Below are 21108 nucleotides of genomic sequence, written 5' to 3'. Positions count from 1 at the left end.
TGCTATAAATAGCAATATGTATGGAAGAAGTAGACTTTTACACGTACAAGTTCGGTTTCTGGCAGAGCTCCACGCTATGCACCGGCTGTCGGTGAGTATCGGAGCATCTGGGAGCAAGAAGGCGAGCATATAATTGCTCAAATGGAGGAGGCAAGCGGCCTGCTCATGTTAGAGCACGAGATTGAAGCAACCGTTTATGAGGGATAAGCTATTCGCATCCGTTGCATCTGAGTGACTATCCGTATGATGTGAAAAAAGGCGACACTCATTCATGAGCTCGGGCATTGCTTGCTTGTTTGGAATAGTGAACGCTTCCGCTCCGAATGGCGGTTTCGGAAGTCTTTAGGGCTGGAAGCGTCCGACGCGGGGCAACCTGCGTAGAAGCCCCGCTCTTCTAGGGCCGGAGTACTTCACAAGATAGGACCCTTGACAGCAGGGCCGCCGGTAGAGTAAAGTATGTGAAGTATCAACAAACTGGTTTGGGCAAACCAGTCAGAGCAAATCTGTACAGCAAAGGGAGGATGTTATGAGCTATCGTCTGGTAATCCTGGGTGTGCTGGCTGAACGGCCTCAATATGGCTACGAACTGAAGCAGAGCATCGCACGTCAGCACTTTGCGGATTATATCAGATTGAGCGGTGGCGGGCTGTACTATCATTTACGCAAACTGCGTGAAGAAGGGTATATAGAAGAAGAAACGGTAGAGCGGGAGGGAAATTATCCTGATCGGCACATCTATCGCATTACCGAGAGTGGGCGCTCATATCTGTTCGAGCTGCTTCGGAACGCGCTGGACGACGCCGAGGCTCGACGTACCTATGACCCGATTGATGCCGCGCTTGCCTTTGCGTTTCTGCTTCCACGTGAGGAAGTGCTTGCTCGCTTGCAGCATCAGCTAGATATGATGAATGCTGCGTTGATTGCAATGGAAGCCACGCAACGGTTTCATCGCCGTGTCGTCGAGCAGGCGCATAAAGAGGCTGATAGCGCTGCGAGAAGTGAGAGCCTCTACGCACAATTGATGATTGATCACAATGTTGTGCGGCTCCAGGCTGATATCTGGTGGCTGCGCGAAACGATTCGGCGTATTCAGGGTGACAGCCGCTATGAGTGGCGAGAAAAGCAGCACTCTACGGCCAGTGAAGCCTTGCGAGAGGCATATGACACGTTCAATGCGGATATTGCGAAGGTGGAGAAGGCTCATGCTGCCTACGTACGGCAGTTGGAGCATGCATGGGAGGAGTTCGAGCATTTGCTTGCGTCTGGTGTGGATGCGGAACAGGCTCGGGGCGGCTATCAAATGCGCGTTGATACTATCGAACGTGCCTATCAGGATGCTATTCACATGCTTGATCCCGATCTCTCCTGAATAATTTTTTTTACCGTACTAGTTTAATCAAACTACTTTGCACAAAGGAGTTCTATAGAGTATGACACAACGAAATGCACGCTTTGGCTTGCTTCTGACCAACCGAGGGGTAATGATTGGAGCCTCGAACGTCAATGAGATGCTGTCAATGGCACAGCAAGCTGACAGGGCCGAGGTGTGGGCTTCGGTCTGGGTAGGTGATTCGATTCTTGCCAAGCCGCGTGTTGATGCGCTGGTGCTGCTTGGAGCGCTGGCGGCGGTGACAAAGCGTGTTCGGATTGGCCCTGCCTGCTTTGCCAGTACGCCGCTGCGCCCCCCTTTGCTGCTTGCGTATCAATGGTGCAGTCTGGACGTACTTTCGGGCGGACGTACGATCTTCATTGCTTGTCAGGGGCGCAATGTGCATGGTGGTGGCAAGTTCAATGAGGAATATGAGGCTTTTCACATCGATCCAGCAACGCGTAGCAAGCGCATGGAAGAGGCTGTTGAGATCCTTCGGCTGCTCTCATCGCAGGAGCAGGTCAGCTATGAGGGCGTCTACACGCAGTTTCGGAACGTGACGGTACAGCCGCGCCCCATTCAACAACCTGTCCCGGTCTGGATCGTTTCGGATTTCAATCTCTCCAGACCAAAATTGATGGAGCGAGCCATGCGGCGGGTGGCGAAGTTTGCGGATGGCTGGATGACTGCTGTCGGGACACCTGAGACGATCGCTGCCGGGTTGCAATCCATTCGCCAGTATGCGGAAGAGGAGGGGCGCGTGCTGCCCACCGATTTTGAGGTAGGTTTGACCTATAATATCCATGTCAATGAGGATCGTGACGCGGCCTATGAAGAGAGCCGGGAGTTCTTGAAGCGCTATTATGGTGAAGATTATCCACGTGAATTCCTGGAAAACTACTGGCTGGCCTCTGGTTCGCCTGAACAGTGTGCCGAGCGGCTTCAGACGCTGCTTGATGCCGGGGTCACTCACCCCATTTTGCGGATTACTGGCTTTGAGCAGCAACGACAATTTGAGCGAATCACGTCTGAGGTGCTCCCACTGCTCCAGGCAAAGTGAGCGCTGAGAGCAACCAGCGAGCGATGCGCTCGGAATACAGCCCATCGCTCGCTGGTGCGTGTCTTCTGAAGACCGAAATGTGCTATACTTACGAATGGAAGAGGCTTCATTCCACATTTTTGACTATCCAATTTTGAAGTAGGTAGATGGTTGGTCTATGGTAAAACTACGGCCTTATGAGCCTGTACCCGCTGCCATTCAGCAAAAGCCGCGCTTTCCGTTTGTGACAAGAGTGCTGCTAGAGCTCTTTACTGCTGGAGAGCTCCCAAACGTGCGGGAGATTGATCTAGAGCCCGACTATGGCTATGTCGGACGCATTGTCTATCACTCGGGCGCTGTTGTGCTGTTTCGGGGGGCAAGGCTGCACCTGAACTCGCTTGGCGCAAGCGAAATCGCGCTCGATAAGGGGTATACCAAATATTTTCTCAGGCAACTGGGCTACCATACCCCGCAAGGCCGTGTTTTCCTGTTCCCCGATTATTTTCAACAGATCGAGAAGCAGGCGTTTCAGGGCGACTTTCAAACCTTTATTGATGAGGTAGGAGCAGCAATTGAGCAGGAAATAGGTTTTCCATGCTATCTCAAGCCAATCTCGAAAGGACAGGGAGAAGGCGTCAATCGATGTGCCAGGAGAGAAGATCTCGCTGAAATAGTAGGCGAATATCAGTCTGCTGACTATCAACTATTTCTGGTAGAGCAGGCGGTGAACTGGCCTGATTATCGGGTGGTCGTGTACAAAGATGAGGTTGTGGCCTGCTATCGCCGTGTCCCGCTTACCGTGCAAGGTGACGGCGTTTCTCCTATTCGGGCGCTGCTTCAGCGCAAACAGGCTGAATGGCTTCAGCTTGGACGAGCGCGGCGCTTTGATATCGAAGACAGTCGGATCATACGGCGCTTGCAGCGTGATCAGATGAGCCTGGAGACGATTTTACCTGTGGGTCAGCTCTATCAACTGCATGATGTCTCGAATCTCTGTGCAGGTGGTGAGGTCGAGGATTACACCGAGCGGCTGCATCCTTATTGGCGCGCATTTTGTGTGCGATTGGTGGCCGATATGGGACTGCGTTTCTGTGGGGTTGATCTTGCCTGTGCTGATGTGGAGCGGGCCGAGACCGATTACAGTATTCTAGAATTGAATGCTGTTCCCGGTTTGAGTAATTATGCGGCAAGCGGTGAAAGACAGGCGCGCATTGTACGCTCGCTCTATCAGCGGATCTTTAATGAGGGCGATCAGGGATAAATTTCTCGTATCTGGCGCTTGATTGGTTCCATCCCGTATGGGGCGAAGCCGCTTCTCATAGGTCATCAGCAGGGTATGCAGTGGTTTCACGAATTGCCTCTTGACAAAGATCAGCATTTTGCGTATACTGTATAGCGAAATAGAACTTCGGCGTATGTGTCGTTGTCGGCACTGCGCTTTTTATCCTCTCTAAAAGGAGCGTATCACTGTAAACATGGATTACACAGTCAGGTAAGATCTACGCAACTCCTCTCATTTGCACATATTGTCTCGTGCTATGCTGGTTGCTTGCGTTTGATACCTGGTTCTGTGCTCGTGTTTACGGAAAAAACGCGCCTGTCCACTCAATAACCATTTCTTTCCCCACAAGCAGCATGAGCACGGAACCTCAAGATATTCCTTTTTTCTCCTGATGAAGATGTACGAAAAGCTTGAGGTGCAATAGATGTTGTTAACTGTTCAGAATTTGAGCAAGTCGTATGGGGCAATCACGATCTTGCAGGATGTGTCATTTGTTGTCAATGCAGGTCAGCATATAGGGCTTGTTGGTCCGAATGGCGTGGGGAAATCGACGCTACTCCGTTTGCTCATGCGGCAAGAGGAGCCGGACGAGGGCTCTATCACTTATGGACCTTCTGTTGAGGTTGGCTACCTGCCTCAGACGACCCCCGATTTTTATGGCCAGAGCATCGATGATCTGATTTATGAGTCGCTTGGCAGCTTGCGTCGCCTGGAAGAGCGGATGCACGCGCTTGAGGCTGAGATGACGGTTGCGGACGAGCAAAGGCTTGCGGAGCTGCTGGAAGAATACAGCCAGGTGACGACGCGCTTTCAGGATCAGGGAGGCTATGAGCTCGATCATAAGATCTCCACTATTCTGGATGGGTTACGCCTTTCCTATCTGCCGCGTGATCGGGATGTAAGCACCCTTTCAGGCGGCGAACGCGCGCGGGTTGGGCTGGCGGCGTTGCTGCTTCGTGCTCCAGATATTGTGTTGTTCGACGAGCCGACAAACCATCTGGATGTCACGTCGTTGGAATGGCTTGAGAGCTACCTTGCGGCCTATCATGGAGCGGCATTGATCGTTTCACATGATCGCCAGTTTTTGAATCGAGCTGTGAATGCGATTTTTGAGCTTGATGAATATAAAAGAACCATCAAGACATATGTCGGTAATTATGACGCCTATGTCGAGCAAAAGGCGGCAGATAGGCAGAAGTGGCAGGAAGATTATGAGCAACAACAGGAAGAGATAAAGGAGCTGCGCAAGCGGATCAAGGAGAAGGGGAAGCATATCGGGCATAGCTATCGACCGAGGCGAGATAACGATAAGTTCGCGGTGCATTTCTTTTCACAGCGCGTCGATAAGGCGGTTTCTCGTGATATTCATGAGGCGGAGGAGCGCCTGAAGCGGATCGAGGAGAATCCTGTCCCCAAGCCGCCCGAACTGGTGCGCGTCACTTCATACTTTAAATCGAAGCCGATGGAGTCACAGGAGGTGATCCGGTTTGAGGGGGTTGGTAAGCAGTTCGATGGGCGTCTGTTGTTTCGCGATCTTACAGCAAGCATCGGGCCGCGGGCGCGCATTACGCTTGTTGGTCCAAATGGGATCGGTAAAACCACGCTCTTCAAGCTCATTCTGGGCCTTGAGCGGCCTGATATGGGCTCGATCAGTGTGGCTCCAGGAGCGCGTATCGGTTATCTTCCTCAGGAACCGGATTCGCTCGATCTGAAGAAGACGGTGCTTGAGAGCTATCGCGAGGGACAGGTAGGTTTTGAGGGTGAGCTGATTGGCAAGCTTATCGGGTATGGGCTGTTCAGGCTGGAAGATATGCAAAAACAGATAGGACAGCTCAGTATCGGCCAGCGGCGCAAACTGGAAATCGCTCGCTTGATGGCGACTGATCCTAATGTGTTGTTGCTGGATGAGCCCACCAACTTTATCAGCCTTGATGTGTTGGAGGCTTTTGAGGAAGCAATTGTCAGCTTTCCGGGCCCGGTGCTGGTGATCTCACATGATCGCTGGTTTTTACAGCGCTTTGGAGGTGAAACCTGGACGATTGCCGAGCAGCGGGTTTCGCGTCAGGAGGCCGTATCGGTGCTTGAGTAGAGGCAGGATTTCCTGCCCCTGCTCTTTTTTTACGGCTACTTTGTCGATTACTTATGCAGCTGGTATAAGCTCATCCTTTAGTTGAGGTGAAATAGTTTGGTTTCTTCTAACTACTTGACAGAAACTAATGAATAAGGTACGATTCTTTATACAGTATCGATGATCGTAGGCTCGGTTGCTTAAGGAGTCGTATATGAATCCCCGTTCTGTGGATGAGCTTATACACCTGTATCATGCTGTGCTACGTATGATGCAGCGTCCCACGCTTCAAGATTGGCTGGCGCTTGATATTACGCTGGCACAGATGAAGATGCTTTTGTTGCTCTTCCATGAACGTTCGCTCCCTGTCAGTGAGGCGGCTCAGGCCCTCGGGGTGAGCGCTCCGACAGCAAGCCAGCAGATCGATCGACTTGTACAGGCTGGACTGGTGCAGCGTATTGAATCTTCGCTCGATCGGCGCTATACGCTGGTTTCATTAACTTCGGCTGGTGAACAGCTTATCAGCAATCTGCGGCAAGGGCAGAAGGAGCATGTAGGGCAGTGGATAGAGTCGCTAGGGAGCGACGAGCGGCAGCAGCTCTGTATGGCGCTTGAGGTGCTGGTGCGCTTGCTGACGCCAGCGAACGACGAGACAAAGCAGGACCAGTAGAAAGATCGGCGAAGGAGCGGCGATCTGATACACTCAGGGAAGAGAAGGAATATTATGTTGACTGAAGCATTTTCTACTTCTTAGAAGTGTTTACTCTATTTCTCCCTTTCTATTCTTCTTCATATTTTTTTCTCTTCGCGATTGGCAGTCTGGATAGCGCGAACTATCCGTGTGGGAGGCTGTCGAACCTACATAAGCTCGTCAGGACGAGCGTTACGAAAAGAGAGCTTGTAGAGAGACTGTAAGAAAGGATGAGATTATGTGTGGAATTGCAGGCTGGATTGACTGGGAACGAGATCTCAGACAGCAGCATGAAATGCTTGAACGGATGGTCTGTACCCTGGAACCCCGAGGCCCGGACGCAGGCGGTACCTGGCTTTCCCAGCATGCCGCGCTGGCTCACCGCCGCTTGATCGTGATCGACCCTGCCGGTGGCAAGCAGCCGATGCACTACGCGGTTCACGGCCATGAGTACGTTATCACTTATAATGGAGAAATCTACAATTTTCGTGAACTCCGCAGTGAGCTGGAAACCCTCGGCCACACCTTTAAAACGCATTCCGACACTGAAGTTATACTGCATGCCTATGATGAGTGGGGTACCGATTTCCTTGATCGCCTGAATGGTATCTTCGCTATTGCTCTCTGGGATGAGCCGAAGCGCACTTTGTTGCTTGCGCGCGACCCGCTCGGGGTCAAGCCGCTCTTCTATGCACAGCGTGGGAGTGCGCTTCTCTTTGGTTCGGAACTCAAGGCACTGCTTGCAAACCCGCTTGTGAAGCCAGAAGTGGATAGCGAGGGGCTGAATGAGTTGTTCGGGCTGGTGAACACGCCAGGACAGACCGTCTTTCGCGATGTGAAGCAGCTTCGTGCGGGATATGCGATGCTGCATAGCCCCGAGCAGACGCGAATCTGGCAGTTCTGGAAGTTGCAGAGCGCTCCGCATACCGATGATGTGGATACGACAGTTGAACGCTTGCGTTCGCTGCTTCAGGATACCGTGAAGCGCCAGCTCATTGCTGATGTGCCGGTCGTCTCACTGTTGTCGGGCGGGCTCGATTCCAGTGGTATTACCGGACTGGCACAGCGTTTCTTCAAGCAGGAAGGAAAAACGCTGCATAGCTATTCGATTGATTTTGTAGAGAGTGCGCAGCATTTCCACGGAAGCTTGATTCGGCCAAGCCTTGATACGCCATTTATACAGCAGATGGTCGATTATCTAGGGACAGAGCACCACAATATCGTGGTTGATAATGAAGCATTACTGGAAAACGCACTCGTTCCTATGTATGCGCATGATCGGCCTGGCATGGGGCAGATGAGCACATCGCTCTACCTCTTGTTTAAGGCCATCAAGTCTCAGGCGACCGTTGCTCTCTCGGGCGAGTCTGCTGATGAGGTGTTTGGCGGCTATCCCTGGTTCCATCATGAAGAAGCTATAAAGGCAGATACGTTCCCGTGGATGGCGCTGCGAGGACGTCAGGCAAATCTGGGACAGATTTCGCTCTTCTCGCCTGCTCTCGAAGCGCGGCTGAAGCTGTCTGAGTATCGTAAGCAGCGGTATGAAGAGGCACTGGCAGAAGTGCCACGCCTGCCAGGTGAGGACGCGGAGAATGCTCGTATGCGCGAGATCTTCTACCTGAATCTGACGCATTTTCTGCCGTTGTTGCTTGATCGAAAGGACCGAATGAGCATGGCGGCGGGTGTCGAGGTGCGTGTCCCCTTCTGCGATAAGCGCATTGTCGAGTATGTCTGGAATATCCCCTGGAAGATGAAGACTATTGATGGACAGGAGAAGGGCATTCTGCGTCGTGCGCTGGCCGACGTATTGCCGGAAGAGGTGCGGAAACGCAAGAAGAGCGCCTATCCTTCCACCTTCCATCCCGGGTATGTGCAGGGAATTCAGCAGCGTTTGCGCCAGGTACTCGATAATCCTGAAGCGCCGCTGCTCTCGTTGGTGAATGTGCCGCTGGTTCGTCGTCTGGTTGAAATGCCTGCGGAGAACTTCCAGAGCGATATGGGCCCGGCATTCCTGGAATACCTGCTGCAAACGAATGCCTGGTTGGACTCCTACCATGTGACCATTGTCTGATTTTCGGAAGCGAAGGCCGGAAAGCTTCAATCCTTTTGAGGCTTCCGGTCTTTTTTTATTTCTGCTGTTTTTGTCGCGTAAGAAAGCGAGCTGGCAGGCGGTGTTGAGATGATAGCTATAGTGAAGATAGGAAACCATTTTTCCTGGAAGAATGCAAGTGGGCATGGCGGATGTTCAGAAGTGAGAGCGAGTGCGAGAATAGAAAATGGTTCATTCATAGTGGAGGCAAAAACAAAATGAGTAGAAATGTAACCCGGCCTGCTCGTACTGAACGACCCATATCTGCGACTTTTGTGGCGCTGGTGGCGGCGCTTGGTGGGCTGCTTTTCGGTTATGATACGGGAGTCGTTTCGGGGGCTTTGCTCTTTCTCAAAGACACGTTTCATTTATCGCCTGGACAGCAGGAGATTGCGGTCAGTTCTGTGCTTGTTGGTGCGATTATAGGTGCGCTTGGCGCAGGACAAATAAATAACATATTGGGACGACGCAAAACACTGTTACTACTGGGTGTAGTGTTTACTATTGGTGCAATATTGATTGCTGTCGCCCCGAACTTTCCCTTCTTCCTTGTCTGGCGTGTCATCATTGGGCTGGCTATTGGAGCGGCTGCAAGTGTGGTGCCGGTTTATATTTCGGAGATGTCGCCACCAAAGTCGCGCGGCGCTCTGGTTTCACTTAACCAGTTAGCGGTTACACTGGGTATCGCTATCTCATACTGGGCTGATCTGGGCTTTGCTCGCGCCAATCTGGGGTGGCGTCCGATGTTTGCAACATCCGCTATACCTGGCATCATTCTCTTCCTGGGTATGCTGATGAGCCCGGAAACACCGCGCTGGCTTGCCAGCAAAGGGCGCTGGACGGATGCCGAACGAGTGTTGAGGCGTATCAAAGGTATAGATCCTGAAAGAGGTATAGCAGAGATTCATCAATCCTTGCTTGAGGAGGAGCAGCGGGCTATAGGGGCTGGAGAGCTCTTCAAACCTGGCCTGAGGCGGGCGTTGCTGGTCGGGATGGGGATTGCAGCTATACAGCAGCTTGTTGGTATCAATACTGTGATTTATTATGCACCGACTATCTTTCAAGCGGCGGGAGCCCCTAGTGCAAGCAGTGCAATTCTGGCAACGAGTATTGTTGGAGTTGTCAATGTCCTGGCTACTATCGTTTCGCTCTTTCTCGTCGATCGCTTGGGAAGGCGCCCCCTGTTGCTCATCGGCACGGCGGCTCTTGCGATCGTCTTGTTCTTTATGGGACTCTTCTTTACACCGCAGTTTGCCTCCCATGTGCGCGTGCTGATTCTCGTCGCGCTGATCTGCTACATTATTGCCTTCGCGATCAGCCTGGGACCGGTTTTCTGGCTGATGAGTGCGGAAATCTTCCCGACGCGTGTGCGAGCCATTGGCGCGAGCCTTTGTTCATTTACGAACTGGTTGTTAAACTTTGTTGTGAGTATCAGCTTTCTTTCACTTGTGAATGCAATCGGCCAGACGTGGACTTTCTGGATTTACGCGATTCTCAGTGTGCTTGGTTTCATTTTTTGTTTAAAGCTCGTTCCCGAGACAAAGGGACGAACGCTGGAACAGATCGAGCATTACTGGATGCAAGGGCCTCGCTGAAACCTGTCTTCTTGCTATGGCGGTGGAATGTGATTATCCGCTTGCGTTTTCAGATCGTTCAAGGCCGAGCTGCTGACGGATTTCAAGCGAGCGTATTACTGCATCTCGGGTCAGCATGCCAACAAGCTGCCCATTCTCGAGTACAGGGAGCTGGTTGACGTCCTGACGAGACATGAGTGGAAGTGCATCTTTGATACCGTGTTGGGGGGTCACTGTGTGAAGTTGCTCTACAGGCTTCATGACAAGGCCCACGGGGATACGCTCCCAATCGTCACGCGGGACACGTTGAATGTCCTTGAGGGTAATAAGGCCGACAAAGCGATCAGCCTGCATTACGGGTGCGCTGCGTAACCCTTGTGGAAGAATATACTCGTCAATGAGTCTGCGAAGCGAGATATTTGCAGGAACGGTAATCGGATCCTTTTTCATGAATTCTCCTACTGTCGCTCCTTGTACCAGTGTGTCGAGCGTGGCCTGATTGCGTGAAGCATGCGCGGCTGTGAGCAGGAACCAGCCAATAAAGCCAAGCCAGATCCCGTTGAATGGGTCACGCGAAAAGAAGAAGATCCATATGCCGACGAGAATAAAGAGGTAGGCGATGAACGCACCCACGCGTGTTGCAATTTGTGTGGCCCTGTAGGCGCTTCCCGTCGCCTTCCAGACGATCGAACGGAGCACGCGCCCGCCGTCCAGCGGAAAGCCCGGGAGCAGATTGAAGACGCCTAGCAGTATGTTTGCTAATCCCAGATAGGCCAGCATCGGCACAAACGGCGAGTGTGCTCCACGAAACAGGTAGAAGAGCCCGTAACAGATCGCGCCGATAATCAGGCTGACGAGCGGGCCAACGACGGCCATCAGAAACTCTGTGCCGGGGGAATGGGGCTCCTCCTGGATGTTGCTGACGCCGCCGAAAATGAAGAGGACAATATTTCGGACGGGTAAGCCTCGCGAGCGAGCAACCAGGGAATGTGCCATCTCGTGGAGCACGACGGAGACAAAAAGCAGGAGTGAGGCGATTAGCCCCAAAAACAGATACGAGATGATCGACTGACCGGGATAAAGTGCGGGAAACCAGCCAAACGCCAGCGAAAATGTCAGCAGAAAAAGGATAATAAACCAGCTAAAGTGAATATAAAGGGTAAGCCCTGCGATAGTGCCAATGCGAAATGATCCGGGCATAGAAAAACTCCTTTGTTGAGCTTATGCACTTTTTCTCCTGTCGTCATTATACTCGTTGAGGTATGATGCATGGGATCATTCGAGAGCAGATCGATTCGCTCTGCCCTTCATTGCATAAGAAATCACAATGCCTGAGTGAAGAGGAGTCGTTTCACCAGCATAGACAATGCATCTATAGCGTAATCATAGGAGTGCGATGAACTACCATGCAGGGCAATTGCTTCTGATCCCCTGCTTTTGTGGCTGTGATACCAACTGCCTGCACTATTTTCAGCCCGTTGTCATCGCCGTCGATAGCAAGCAACCTTGAGGAGAAAGCTCGATACAGCCATAGCAAGCGCATAGATACGCGGGTCTGCTTTGATGATGCCCCCTGAAATGAGAAGAAGCATTGCATCAAAGCAAGGCGCAATCCTGAGCCACTCAGGCACATGGAGAATCGAGTTGAACAAGCAATATGACATACAAACGGGTTCCTGCGAATTATGGGAATACTGGACAGGTCGTCTGTTCAAGAGGTGGTTTATGAGTTGAATGTGGGTGCGTGAATCCACAAATGCTGTCTCGCAAGGTGTCGGTCTGGTTAAGCTGTTCGATACTCAGATCTGTGTGGAACAGATTCGCCTGTTGTATATTAGCGCCGGTCAGGTTTGCCTGCTGTAATGTTGCGCTGTCGAGGTTTGCCTTTCTGAGATCTGTATCCTTCAGGTTAGCTTTGGTGAGATCTGCGTAGGAGAGGTCAGCTCTGGTGAGGATCGCGCCCTCAAGGTCGACTCCCTGAAGCTTTGTACTCGTCAACACGCTTTGTGACAACAGGGCTCGCTGCACCATTGCACCCGTAAAGATGGTGGAGAAAAACTGAGCATTGCGAAGATCAGCATCAGTGAGTGTTGTGTGTGAGAAGTTACTGTAAGATGCACTTACGTCCGTGAGACGAGCATACTGCATGTTCGTACCTTCACATTTCGTATAGTTTAGATTTACATGTAAAAGCTCTGCATGGTTCAGGTTAGCTTTGGTGAGATTGGCCCCACTGAGATCAGCCGTGCTCAATAAGGCAGAGGTCAGATTCGCCTCGCTCAGATTCGCTCCTGAGAGGTCAGCTCGCTCTAGTTTTGCATTGGCGAGATCTGCCCGCGAAAGATCTGCTTCGCGGAGCGAAATAATAGGCGCTTCTTTATAGATAAGTTTCGATTCGTAGAGGAAAAGCACAACCTGCCCTTTGTATTCCTCGTGATGTGTCTTGTCCAGGAGTCTCAGCGTGAGTAACGTGATGTTAAGCGCGCTGTGACGTGCACGCTCGTTTGCTTGTAGCAGCCCCTCATGCAAGATCAGGTCGTTGATACTGTTCTTGAAGTCCTGCAATATTTCATTTTGTACCTGCTCTTCCTGTACTTTTACCTGGAACGCCTGTATCTCGTTCTGGGCAGTAGTAACGCTGATGGCGGCGACGGCCAGGATGATGGGGATCGAAAAATCCTTCAGTATATCCCAGAGTGTTTTGTTGTGAAAGCCAGTCCAAAGATGCCGCTTGCCAAGCCATTTGAGCACGAAAAATAGAATGATGATAAGGGATGGAATGAAGACGACAGATAAAGATTGATAGATACGCCAGAGAACAAAGCTGATGAGCCCTATGATGAGCAAGATGATAAGAAAAGTCAAGAGCTGCTTAGCTGTAACAATGCTGTTTAAGTAAAAGAAGTCCGTTTTCTTCTTTATCGCTTTCTTTGTTTGAATACTGAGAAGATATTCAGCAACGTCGTCAGGAGTCATTCTTTGAGCTTGTTTGTGAGAGGTCATGCGTTTTTGCATATATCACTCCTTAGACATCATGGAAGAGGGCAGAATGCTTTTACGCCTACCAGAGTAATAAACGTTTCCTTTTGCCCTTTCTCAAATGAGAATGAAAGGAGTTGAACAGGAGAGAAGGAAGAACCGTTAGTTGTGGAAGAAGGAAAGAAAATTGCGCTCGGCCAGCTCCTCATGTGAGAGCTCGCGTACGATCTCAATACGTGCTTGCAGCGCTTCATGCAACACTGGATACATGTTTGCCGGATCCCATTGAAAATGCATGCGTTTTGGTTCAATGATGAGAAATGGCATACCACCCAGCGTTGGAACCTCTTCAAAAGGAGCGGAGCCGGGGAAAAAGAGGCCGCCGGGGTAGGTGAAATTGAAGCGCTGATAGTCTGAAAGCTCCCCCGCTGCTTGATAATCAGCGGGTGTCAGATGATCGTTTTTCGCATAACGGACAGCCTGAGGATCAGTCGGGGCTGCATTGAGATAGCCCGGCCCGACATATTGCAGAATGGCATCTTGCAACAGGGCATAACAATGGTACATGACGTTCTGAACACCGATCAGACGAGTCAGGAAGGCGCGGCGGTTGGTAGGATCGAGGATCAGCAGCTCTTTATCATCCAGCAGCGTAAAGACGCGTTCCAGATAATATGGGATAAGACCGGCCTGCTCCAGTTCAGTGACAAGCTCGACAACATCCGTGCGCTGCTGCCACTGCTTGCGACGTTCTTTATCACGACATAGCATGGTCATTGCCGCTGGAATGGTTAGCGGAAGGGCTTTCTCTGCGCGTACCTCTTCTGCGTAGCGCCTGAACGTGTCTTCGGGGCTGAACGATTCATTGCGCTCTGCAAGTGCTTTAACCAGTCTCAACTGATGGACGAGCAGGTTCATTGTGTGCTCGAAGGGGATTGAGAGATCTCCCCCGCGTTCAACCGTGCTACCACACAGCAATGCAAGCATGCCAGCATGGAACGTGTCGATACGCGTGAGATAAGGCGCAAATTCAGCAAGAAACGCGTCGCAGTCACCTTTCGTGCGCAATGGTCGCGTAGAAAGGAAAGACTGTATGCTCTCATGCGCGAATGCGGACTGAGGATCTTGTATCTCGCTAAACGTGCTCGTTTGTTGCATAAAAGCAAGGAAACGCTCTTTGCCTTCGATCTCCCTCACCTCTTCCTGTGCTCACTTTTTCGCTTAACGCTTAACGACTTGCACAAGTCGCTATAACTGCATGTGGCTCATATTATAGCCGTTGGTATCGATTTTTGTCAAGAAGGAACCTTCACAACAGCCAATTTGTCGTATACTTGATGGAAGAAAAAACGAAAGGAATGGCTTTATGAGACGATTGAGAGCACGTGAAGCCGGTATTGCACTCGGGGGAATGCAACCGGGTGAACACAACGCGATCACTGATGTGAAGGGTGTGCGGGTAGGCCACGCGACTATCATCCGTGGTGAAGGGGCGCTGGTGCGAGGCGTCGGGCCGGTTCGTACCGGGGTCACAGCAGTTATTCCGCATCCCGGCAACCTCTTTGCAGAAAAAGTACCAGCAGCAGCAACCGTATTTAACGGGTTTGGAAAGACGATCGGGCTGGTGCAGATTGAAGAGCTTGGTCAACTGGAGACGCCTATTCTGCTGACCAATACACTTAATGTTGGGAAAGTCGCTGATGCTCTGGTTGAATATATGATCGAGCAGCACCCGGCGATCGGCGTGACGGCGGGCTCAGTGAACCCGGTCGTGTGCGAGTGCTATGACGGTTATTTGAATGATATTGGCGGTCGGCATGTGGGACGTGATGAGGTGCGGAAGGCGCTTCAAATGGCCTCGGAAGCTGTCCCGGAGGAGGGGAACGTTGGCGCGGGAACCGGGATGATGGCGTATGGCTTTGCCGGAGGGATTGGTACAGCCTCGCGGCGGCTTGAAGAGCGGTATGGAGGCTATACGCTTGGTGCGCTGGTGCTGGCAAATTTTGGACGTCGAGCTGATCTGTTGATTGGTGGGGTTCCAGTCGGGCGCGAACTGGGACGAGCTCCCGGACAGACGCGGGAACAGGGCTCAGTGATCGTGCTGCTGGCGACTGATGCGCCGCTTGATGCACGGCAACTGGCTCGCCTGACGCGCCGCGTGCCGCTTGGGTTGGCTCGCACAGGGACGCATGGTGGACATGGAAGCGGTGATCTTGCGATCGCCTTTTCGACTGCTGATCGCGTTCCATGTGAACCAGAACCGCCTGTGCGCCTGGTACATGTGTTAAACGAGCAAAGTCCGATTCTGGACCAGCTTTTTGCGGCTGTGGTGGAAACAACCGAGGAAGCAGTGATAAACGCGCTGTATGGAGCAAGGTCGATCACAGGACGCGATGGACATGTAGCGGAGGCGCTCCCGCTGGAATTGGTGGGCGAGATCTTGCAGCGCTACGGAGTGTAGTAATATAAAAGCAATGCTGATACCTCTCCCCGAGCCCGGGGAGAGGCTTCGCTCTACGTCGTATACTCTCCGTTAATGCGCACATATTCATACGATAGGTCGCAACCCCAGACGGTAGCCTCACTTTCACCCAGTCCAAGTGAAATCCGAATCGCAACCTCGGAGCGCTGCAAATAGGCCTTGAGCTCCGGCAAACGGTCCTGTGGCAACGGTTGCCCCTGATAAACCACCAGATCACCAAAGGCGATTGTGACCTTTTCGGGCATGATGTCTTCCTGCTCGCTGCACTTGCCGATCGCCATCGCGACACGCCCCCAGTTGGGATCAGCGCCAAACACCGCTGTTTTCACCAGTGGCGAGTTCACAACTGACTTGGCTACACGCTTTGCCTGCTCATAGGAAGCCGCTTCACGTACCGTCACCTCCAGCAGCTTGGTCGCCCCTTCACCATCGCTTGCCAGATCCTTCGTGAGCTCAATCGCCATCTCACGCAGAGCACGGCGGAATTCCCCTAAAGGTACATCGCCAGCCAGTCCGTTCGCCATAATCGCCACGGTATCGCTGGTGCTGGTGTCGGTATCGACGCTCAGACAGTTGAAGGAGACCGCTACCGCCTCATGCAGGCACTCCTTGAGCGTCTTCGGATCGATCCGTGCATCAGTTACAAAATAACTGAGCATGGTTGCCATATTGGGTTCAATCATGCCGACACCCTTCGCCATGCCGACGAGAGTTGCATTACCAATCTTGCACGCGCGAATCTTCGGGCGCGTGTCCGTCGTCATAATCGCCTGCGCGCTTATATGAAGCTCACCCTCGCGCAGTTCCTTCGCGATTCCCCGAATCCCCTGACGTATCTTATGCATCGGAAGCTGCCAACCAATCACGCCCGTCGACGATGGCAGCACATCGGTCGGATCAATCCCCAGTTCCTCAGCGACCAGCCGCACAACCTCACGCGCGTTCGCCAGTCCCTCTTCTCCGGTGGCCACGTTCGCATTCTTGCTATTAATGACAAATGCCTGAAGCTGCCCATTGGCGACATGTTCCCTGCCCACAATGATCGGAGCGCCACAGAAGCGGCTTTGCGTGAACATAGCAGCGGCGGAAGCAGGCACATCCGAGACAATCACGGTAAAATCAAGGGTCTCATCCCGGATCCCGACATTTTTCGCAACTGAGCGAAACCCGCGCGGTGAGAACGGTAACGCTTGCATCCACTTCCCTCCCTGACGAAGTATTTATCCCCAATTATACAATGTCCATATGCCATTTGTAGAGCCCGATAGTTCTTTTTTCTCTTTTCTCCCGCCCTTGACATTCCAGGAAAAACTGCAATATAGTATCACCATAATCCAGTTTTTTCTGGATTCCCTGTTACTCATACTCAGGCGATTGGTATTACAGCCGTCGCTTTCAGTATAACTGGAAAGAAGTGTTATCTATGTCGACCGAAGAGACAAAGAAGACTGTACTTCGTTTCTTTGATGAGATTGTCAATCAACAGAATTTTTCAGGCATACGTGAGATATTCGCGCCCGATGTTGTCGAGCATGAGTTCAAACCTGGCCTCTTTCCGCCACCTGCAAAGCAGCAACGCATTGGTGATATCGTCTCGAATGTCATCGATCAAATCGAAGCATTTACACTAGCAGGTGAATATTCAGCAGTACGGGTAATTGGAACAGGAAAGCCCTATGCGGAGTTCTTCGGCAGACCCGCCCCGGAAAAACCACTTGCCTGGACGGCTACTATGATCTGGCGTGTAGAGCAGGGCAAAATCAAAGAGCGCTGGATGGCCTTTGACTATCTGTCCTATATGCTTCACTATGGGGTCATTCCGCCGCTCAAGCAGATTGAGTCTCAGCAGCCATACACGCCGCATTACACACTCGATGCCCGACCCGCGCTCGATCAGGCTAAGCAGCTCGAACCGCTTCACAGGCTCATTGAAGCTCATCGAAGTGGCGATATCTCCCTGCTTGATGGTGTCGTTGCTCCGATCTATAAAGATCATGGAGGATGGATCGATGGGCTTCCAGACGGCCCCGAGGGCTTAAAAGAAGAGGTCCGCATCTTGCGCAGCGCCTTCCCCGATCTGGAGCTTGAGGTCACACACCTCTTTGCAAGCGAGAAGCACGTCACGCTCAGGATGATTGGCACGGGCACCCACAAAGGCGAGATCTTCGGCGTCCCCGCAACAAACAAGCAGGTATCGTGGATGACCATCGGCATCTATGCCGTCGAGAATGGCAGGATCACCGAGCGCTGGATTGATGGTTCGCGTATGGAGCTGCTCCGCCAGCTTGACGCCGTACCTGCGGTTCCATTCGCGCCCATCACCAGCGTTGGCCCGGACCTGCTCACCCTGGGTGATCGGTAAACGCTATGACGCATACAGCAGCGTTCTGTTTGCCGGGATAACCTCGCGATAGCCATCTAGAAGCCGTTCCATTGCTTCAGACCAGCTCTGCCGTTGTGCCTCGATCACGGCTGCCGCCCCGAAGCACTCACGCTCTTGCTGGCGCTCTACCAATCGAGTAAGCAGCGAACGATAGGCGGCTATCCGCTCATTCTGCCGCCTATCCAGCAAAAGCCCCGTCTGCTCATGCGTTACGAGATCACAGACACCCTCGGCCCTCACACCGACAACCGGCAGACCCGATGCCATTGCTTCAAGCACAACTTGCCCGAACGTCTCTGTCTCCGAGGGGAACGCGAAGACATCCGCCGAGGCGTACGCCCGTGCCAATGCCTCGCCGCTCAGATAGCCGGTAAAGGTGGCAGGCACGCCAGACAAAGCCGCTCGCACCTCTTCCGAAGCCGGGCCATCTCCTACGATCACCAGGTGACACCGTCCGTGATCCATGTCACGATATGCCTCAATAAGCAGACGCAGATTCTTCTCATATGAGACGCGCCCTACATACAACAGTACGACCTTCTGTCCGCCTCCAACCCAGTGAGCACGCAGGCTTTCATCACGCTTTCCAGGCCGAAACAGCGTCGTATCCACCCCGCGCGGCCAGATACGCAGGTTAGAGAAACCCTGTTCTCGCAAGCGTGCAGCCGTCGATGGCGACGGACAAAATGTCAGGGCGCACTGATTATGTAAAAAGCGCATGTAAGACCAAGCCGGTTCAACAAGTGGTGCAAAACCAAAGTGTTTACAGTATTTAGCCAGATTCGTATGATACGACGAGACAAAGGGCACATGCATCAGATGTGCCACCGCAAGCCCGGTCGCCCCCAGAAACACCGGATCTACCAGATGAATCACATCCGGGCGAAAATCATGCAAACGCTGCAAAAAGAGCGGCCTGAACATGTTCATCTTCAACTCAGGATAGAATGGCAGCGGCAAACCAAGCGTGCCCACAATCTCGGCCCCGGCATAGCGTGTCATGCCGCTCTCCGGGCCAAGCACCAGCACCTGATGACCTTGCTGCTGCAAATGTTCGAGCAAACGGGCCAGCGTTCGGGTAACACCATCCAGTTTTGGCAGAAAATTTTCAGTAATAATCGCAACACGCATATATACACCCCTTTTAATAGTTCATTGCAAAAGCAGCTTTTTCATCATAAGCAAGTCTAATAAGATGTTTCATCCATAAAAGCATATAACCGGCAGTCAGTTGAATAGCATCAGAGAAGAGAGCTGGCAGACAGGATCCAACACGCTCGTCCCATAATTGCGTAGTCATAAGGTCACGTTTATAGGTATGCGTCCATTCCGGGCGGCACACCTGCGCATAGTAGCCATCTTTGATATATCGGGCCACCGCCGCGATATAGCTCCGAACATCAGCCCCCGTAATGAGCGGGTGATATCCCGTCGGCGGAGCGATCGATAGCCGCGCCTCACGGGCGTATACTTCAAAATCAGTATGATAGCCAAAATCGCGGGAGCTCAGCCAGGTGAAGTTGGCAGCGTGCATCGGTTGCGTCACGTCGGTCATATAGTGCAGCGACAACCCGAAGTAGTAGCCAGCTCGCTCCACATCTCCGTTCAGCCAGGTTGCATGTGCAAGATGATAATACAATTCGCCATTAGTAACAGCCGTCGGAGCGGTCTCACCAAGCCAGTTTGTCCCCGTATCAGGATCATAAAAGTGGCTCTTCCAGGTTGGCATGAGCCCACCGGGCAGCAGAGGATCATTGAACGGCGCTTTCTTGTCAGCATCCAGCAGCCCAAGACAGAGCGCATCGTGAAAAGCGGCTCCACACCTGCCCTGATGCGGTTTCACCAGAGCATAGAGGCGGCGGCCCGCTTCTCCTTCATCCCGCACCAGATCGGCGGCACATGAAACCATCCACCAGTGTGTACTTTCGCGCTCACTAAAAGGGTTGAGTTGTTCTTCCTGTTCCTGCTTCAAAATGGGGAGGACTGTTGTGTCAAGAAGATGGTAGGCGCTCTTTGTCGCCTTCATTAACAGCTCGGTTGAGTGCATCGTTCCGCTAAAATGCATTGTCTGTACCTCCTTGTGAAGAAATCCTACAAGAGCAAGTATACGGGGGAAGCGGGTGAAGAGACATCACACTGCCGGGTGATTCTCAAAAATGAGGTGGACAGAAAACGGGGGATAAAAAAGGGGAAGAGTGGTGTAACCCTTCCCTCACTTTTCACTTTTCTAGAGAGTGGATACGCATAGTTGTCATTATGGCTTCTGCCCGTATACAAGGAAGAAGATCGAGCTCGTGTGCAGCTCTTCCCATTCCTGGGGTAGCGCTTTCCAGGTAGCGTCGTACTCCTTTTCGGGGACCACGCCCAGGCGGTCACAGGCAATACGCAAATTGTTGAACACAAGATGGATGTCTCGCCCCATCATCTCACCCACACGGCCACCCCACTTACCAAGCGGCACCGGGACCGCAGTAAACGTGACATTGGTCAACCCGGCGCTCTCAAAAAGCTGATCCAGCTCCTGAATGGGCGGCGAGCCAAACCCCGAACGTCGCCCGGCCTCGCGCCACCACTCCATCAAACGAGCGGTGTTCGGCCCCTCATTCTCAAACACATCAAGCGTCTCCAGCAGCTCGACGTAGCCACCTGGACGCGTCACCCGTGCCAGTTCTGCCACAACAGCCGGCCAGGCCGAACCGGGAATCGCCGCCACAAGCAAGCGCTGATGCACAAAATCAAACGCCCCATCCTGAAATGGCAACCCTTTCAGGACGTTGCCCTCAACAAACTGGCTGTTCCTCGGCGCCCCCATCCGCGCGGTTGCCGGGATCTCAATATCCATGCCCACAACCTTCGCCTCAGGGAACTCTTTCGCCATCTCACGCACCCAGATGCCGGTACCGGTTCCTACATCCAGAATATCCCTTATCATTTCGGGTAATGGTGCTACATAATTCCCCTTCAACAAAAAGCGGAGGGCATAGTGCTGAAAGTTCAAACGGTCCTGTTCTGAGAGGTCTTTGGGAAAGAAATACGGGACATCAGAACGAAAACGCCGCTGCTGAATCACGGAGTCCAGCGGCTTCAGGCGCTCTGCAAGACGAGATGAAATACCATCCGCTTGCTTCTTACGAAAAAAAGAAAACATGTTC

At 52.4% G+C, this 21108-nt stretch carries 16 protein-coding genes; 9 read left to right on the top strand and 7 right to left on the bottom strand.

What is annotated here, in order from left to right:
• The first annotated feature begins 526 nt into the window (after positions 1-526).
• From KTH_RS06660 to KTH_RS06630, 7 genes are all read left to right on the top strand, one after another.
• Positions 527-1369: a PadR family transcriptional regulator gene (locus KTH_RS06660; RefSeq protein ID WP_111321928.1), complete on the top strand. Its 843-nt coding sequence runs from the start codon at positions 527-529 to the stop codon at positions 1367-1369.
• A 61-nt stretch (positions 1370-1430) separates the two neighbouring features.
• Positions 1431-2429: an LLM class flavin-dependent oxidoreductase gene (locus KTH_RS06655; RefSeq protein ID WP_111321930.1), complete on the top strand. Its 999-nt coding sequence runs from the start codon at positions 1431-1433 to the stop codon at positions 2427-2429.
• Positions 2430-2586: 157 nt separating this feature from the next.
• Positions 2587-3669: a hypothetical protein gene (locus tag KTH_RS06650; protein WP_111321932.1), complete on the top strand. Its 1083-nt coding sequence runs from the start codon at positions 2587-2589 to the stop codon at positions 3667-3669.
• A gap of 445 nt (positions 3670-4114) precedes the next feature.
• A complete protein-coding gene (abc-f, locus tag KTH_RS06645) occupies positions 4115-5779 on the top strand; it encodes a ribosomal protection-like ABC-F family protein (protein WP_111321934.1) in 1665 nt (554 codons plus the stop codon).
• Between the two features lie 193 nt (positions 5780-5972).
• A complete protein-coding gene (locus KTH_RS06640; protein WP_111321936.1) occupies positions 5973-6428 on the top strand; it encodes a MarR family winged helix-turn-helix transcriptional regulator in 456 nt (151 codons plus the stop codon).
• Between the two features lie 259 nt (positions 6429-6687).
• The gene (gene asnB / locus KTH_RS06635; protein ID WP_497617366.1) at positions 6688-8520 is read left to right on the top strand and encodes an asparagine synthase (glutamine-hydrolyzing); all 1833 of its coding nucleotides are present in this window, start codon (positions 6688-6690) and stop codon (positions 8518-8520) included.
• Positions 8521-8756: 236 nt separating this feature from the next.
• Positions 8757-10133 (top strand): sugar porter family MFS transporter, encoded by a 1377-nt coding sequence (locus KTH_RS06630; RefSeq protein WP_497617365.1) that lies wholly within the window; start codon positions 8757-8759, stop codon positions 10131-10133.
• A 33-nt stretch (positions 10134-10166) separates the two neighbouring features.
• Here the strand turns inward: KTH_RS06630 and KTH_RS06625 are convergent, their stop codons facing one another.
• From KTH_RS06625 to KTH_RS06615, 3 genes are all read right to left on the bottom strand, one after another.
• The gene (locus tag KTH_RS06625; protein WP_497617363.1) at positions 10167-11312 is read right to left on the bottom strand and encodes a site-2 protease family protein; all 1146 of its coding nucleotides are present in this window, start codon (positions 11310-11312) and stop codon (positions 10167-10169) included.
• A 483-nt stretch (positions 11313-11795) separates the two neighbouring features.
• On the bottom strand, positions 11796-13127 hold the full coding sequence (locus KTH_RS06620) for a pentapeptide repeat-containing protein (protein WP_497617361.1): 1332 nt from the start codon (positions 13125-13127) through the stop codon (positions 11796-11798).
• 126 nt (positions 13128-13253) lie between these two features.
• Positions 13254-14249 carry a hypothetical protein gene (locus tag KTH_RS06615; RefSeq protein ID WP_497617360.1) on the bottom strand — a complete coding sequence of 332 codons (996 nt, stop codon included), beginning with the start codon at positions 14247-14249 and terminating at the stop codon, positions 13254-13256.
• Between the two features lie 208 nt (positions 14250-14457).
• On the opposite strand from KTH_RS06615, the gene KTH_RS06610 reads away from it, so the two are divergent.
• Positions 14458-15552, top strand: a complete 1095-nt coding sequence (locus KTH_RS06610) for a DmpA family aminopeptidase (protein WP_497617358.1) — start codon at positions 14458-14460, stop codon at positions 15550-15552.
• Between the two features lie 53 nt (positions 15553-15605).
• Here KTH_RS06610 and argJ read toward each other — a convergent pair whose 3' ends face one another.
• Positions 15606-16769, bottom strand: a complete 1164-nt coding sequence (gene argJ, locus KTH_RS06605; RefSeq protein WP_497617356.1) for a bifunctional glutamate N-acetyltransferase/amino-acid acetyltransferase ArgJ — start codon at positions 16767-16769, stop codon at positions 15606-15608.
• Positions 16770-16996: 227 nt separating this feature from the next.
• Here argJ and KTH_RS06600 point away from each other — a divergent pair, with 227 nt between their 5' ends.
• Positions 16997-17935 carry an ester cyclase gene (locus KTH_RS06600; RefSeq protein ID WP_497617353.1) on the top strand — a complete coding sequence of 313 codons (939 nt, stop codon included), beginning with the start codon at positions 16997-16999 and terminating at the stop codon, positions 17933-17935.
• A gap of 3 nt (positions 17936-17938) precedes the next feature.
• On the opposite strand, the gene KTH_RS06595 is transcribed toward KTH_RS06600, so the two are convergent.
• From KTH_RS06595 to KTH_RS06585, 3 genes are all read right to left on the bottom strand, one after another.
• The gene (locus tag KTH_RS06595) at positions 17939-19087 is read right to left on the bottom strand and encodes a glycosyltransferase family 4 protein (RefSeq protein ID WP_497617352.1); all 1149 of its coding nucleotides are present in this window, start codon (positions 19085-19087) and stop codon (positions 17939-17941) included.
• A 13-nt stretch (positions 19088-19100) separates the two neighbouring features.
• Positions 19101-20021 carry a zinc dependent phospholipase C family protein gene (locus KTH_RS06590; protein ID WP_497617350.1) on the bottom strand — a complete coding sequence of 307 codons (921 nt, stop codon included), beginning with the start codon at positions 20019-20021 and terminating at the stop codon, positions 19101-19103.
• Positions 20022-20210: 189 nt separating this feature from the next.
• A complete protein-coding gene (locus KTH_RS06585; RefSeq protein ID WP_497617348.1) occupies positions 20211-21104 on the bottom strand; it encodes a class I SAM-dependent methyltransferase in 894 nt (297 codons plus the stop codon).
• Positions 21105-21108 lie beyond the last annotated feature (4 nt).

The organism is Thermosporothrix sp. COM3, from assembly GCF_059696735.1.
Note: the sequence above shows the minus strand (reverse complement) of the source record. Positions and strands in the feature narration are given on the sequence as shown.

Coding starts and splice junctions, on each gene's coding strand:
- KTH_RS06660 (WP_111321928.1), top strand. CDS start 527: ATGAGCTATCGTCTGGTAATCCTGGGTGTGCTGGCTGAACGGCCTCAA.
- KTH_RS06655 (WP_111321930.1), top strand. CDS start 1,431: ATGACACAACGAAATGCACGCTTTGGCTTGCTTCTGACCAACCGAGGG.
- KTH_RS06650 (WP_111321932.1), top strand. CDS start 2,587: ATGGTAAAACTACGGCCTTATGAGCCTGTACCCGCTGCCATTCAGCAA.
- abc-f (WP_111321934.1), top strand. CDS start 4,115: ATGTTGTTAACTGTTCAGAATTTGAGCAAGTCGTATGGGGCAATCACG.
- KTH_RS06640 (WP_111321936.1), top strand. CDS start 5,973: ATGAATCCCCGTTCTGTGGATGAGCTTATACACCTGTATCATGCTGTG.
- asnB (WP_497617366.1), top strand. CDS start 6,688: ATGTGTGGAATTGCAGGCTGGATTGACTGGGAACGAGATCTCAGACAG.
- KTH_RS06630 (WP_497617365.1), top strand. CDS start 8,757: ATGAGTAGAAATGTAACCCGGCCTGCTCGTACTGAACGACCCATATCT.
- KTH_RS06625 (WP_497617363.1), bottom strand. CDS start 11,312: ATGCCCGGATCATTTCGCATTGGCACTATCGCAGGGCTTACCCTTTAT.
- KTH_RS06620 (WP_497617361.1), bottom strand. CDS start 13,127: ATGCAAAAACGCATGACCTCTCACAAACAAGCTCAAAGAATGACTCCT.
- KTH_RS06615 (WP_497617360.1), bottom strand. CDS start 14,249: ATGCAACAAACGAGCACGTTTAGCGAGATACAAGATCCTCAGTCCGCA.
- KTH_RS06610 (WP_497617358.1), top strand. CDS start 14,458: ATGAGACGATTGAGAGCACGTGAAGCCGGTATTGCACTCGGGGGAATG.
- argJ (WP_497617356.1), bottom strand. CDS start 16,769: ATGCAAGCGTTACCGTTCTCACCGCGCGGGTTTCGCTCAGTTGCGAAA.
- KTH_RS06600 (WP_497617353.1), top strand. CDS start 16,997: ATGTCGACCGAAGAGACAAAGAAGACTGTACTTCGTTTCTTTGATGAG.
- KTH_RS06595 (WP_497617352.1), bottom strand. CDS start 19,087: ATGCGTGTTGCGATTATTACTGAAAATTTTCTGCCAAAACTGGATGGT.
- KTH_RS06590 (WP_497617350.1), bottom strand. CDS start 20,021: ATGCATTTTAGCGGAACGATGCACTCAACCGAGCTGTTAATGAAGGCG.
- KTH_RS06585 (WP_497617348.1), bottom strand. CDS start 21,104: ATGTTTTCTTTTTTTCGTAAGAAGCAAGCGGATGGTATTTCATCTCGT.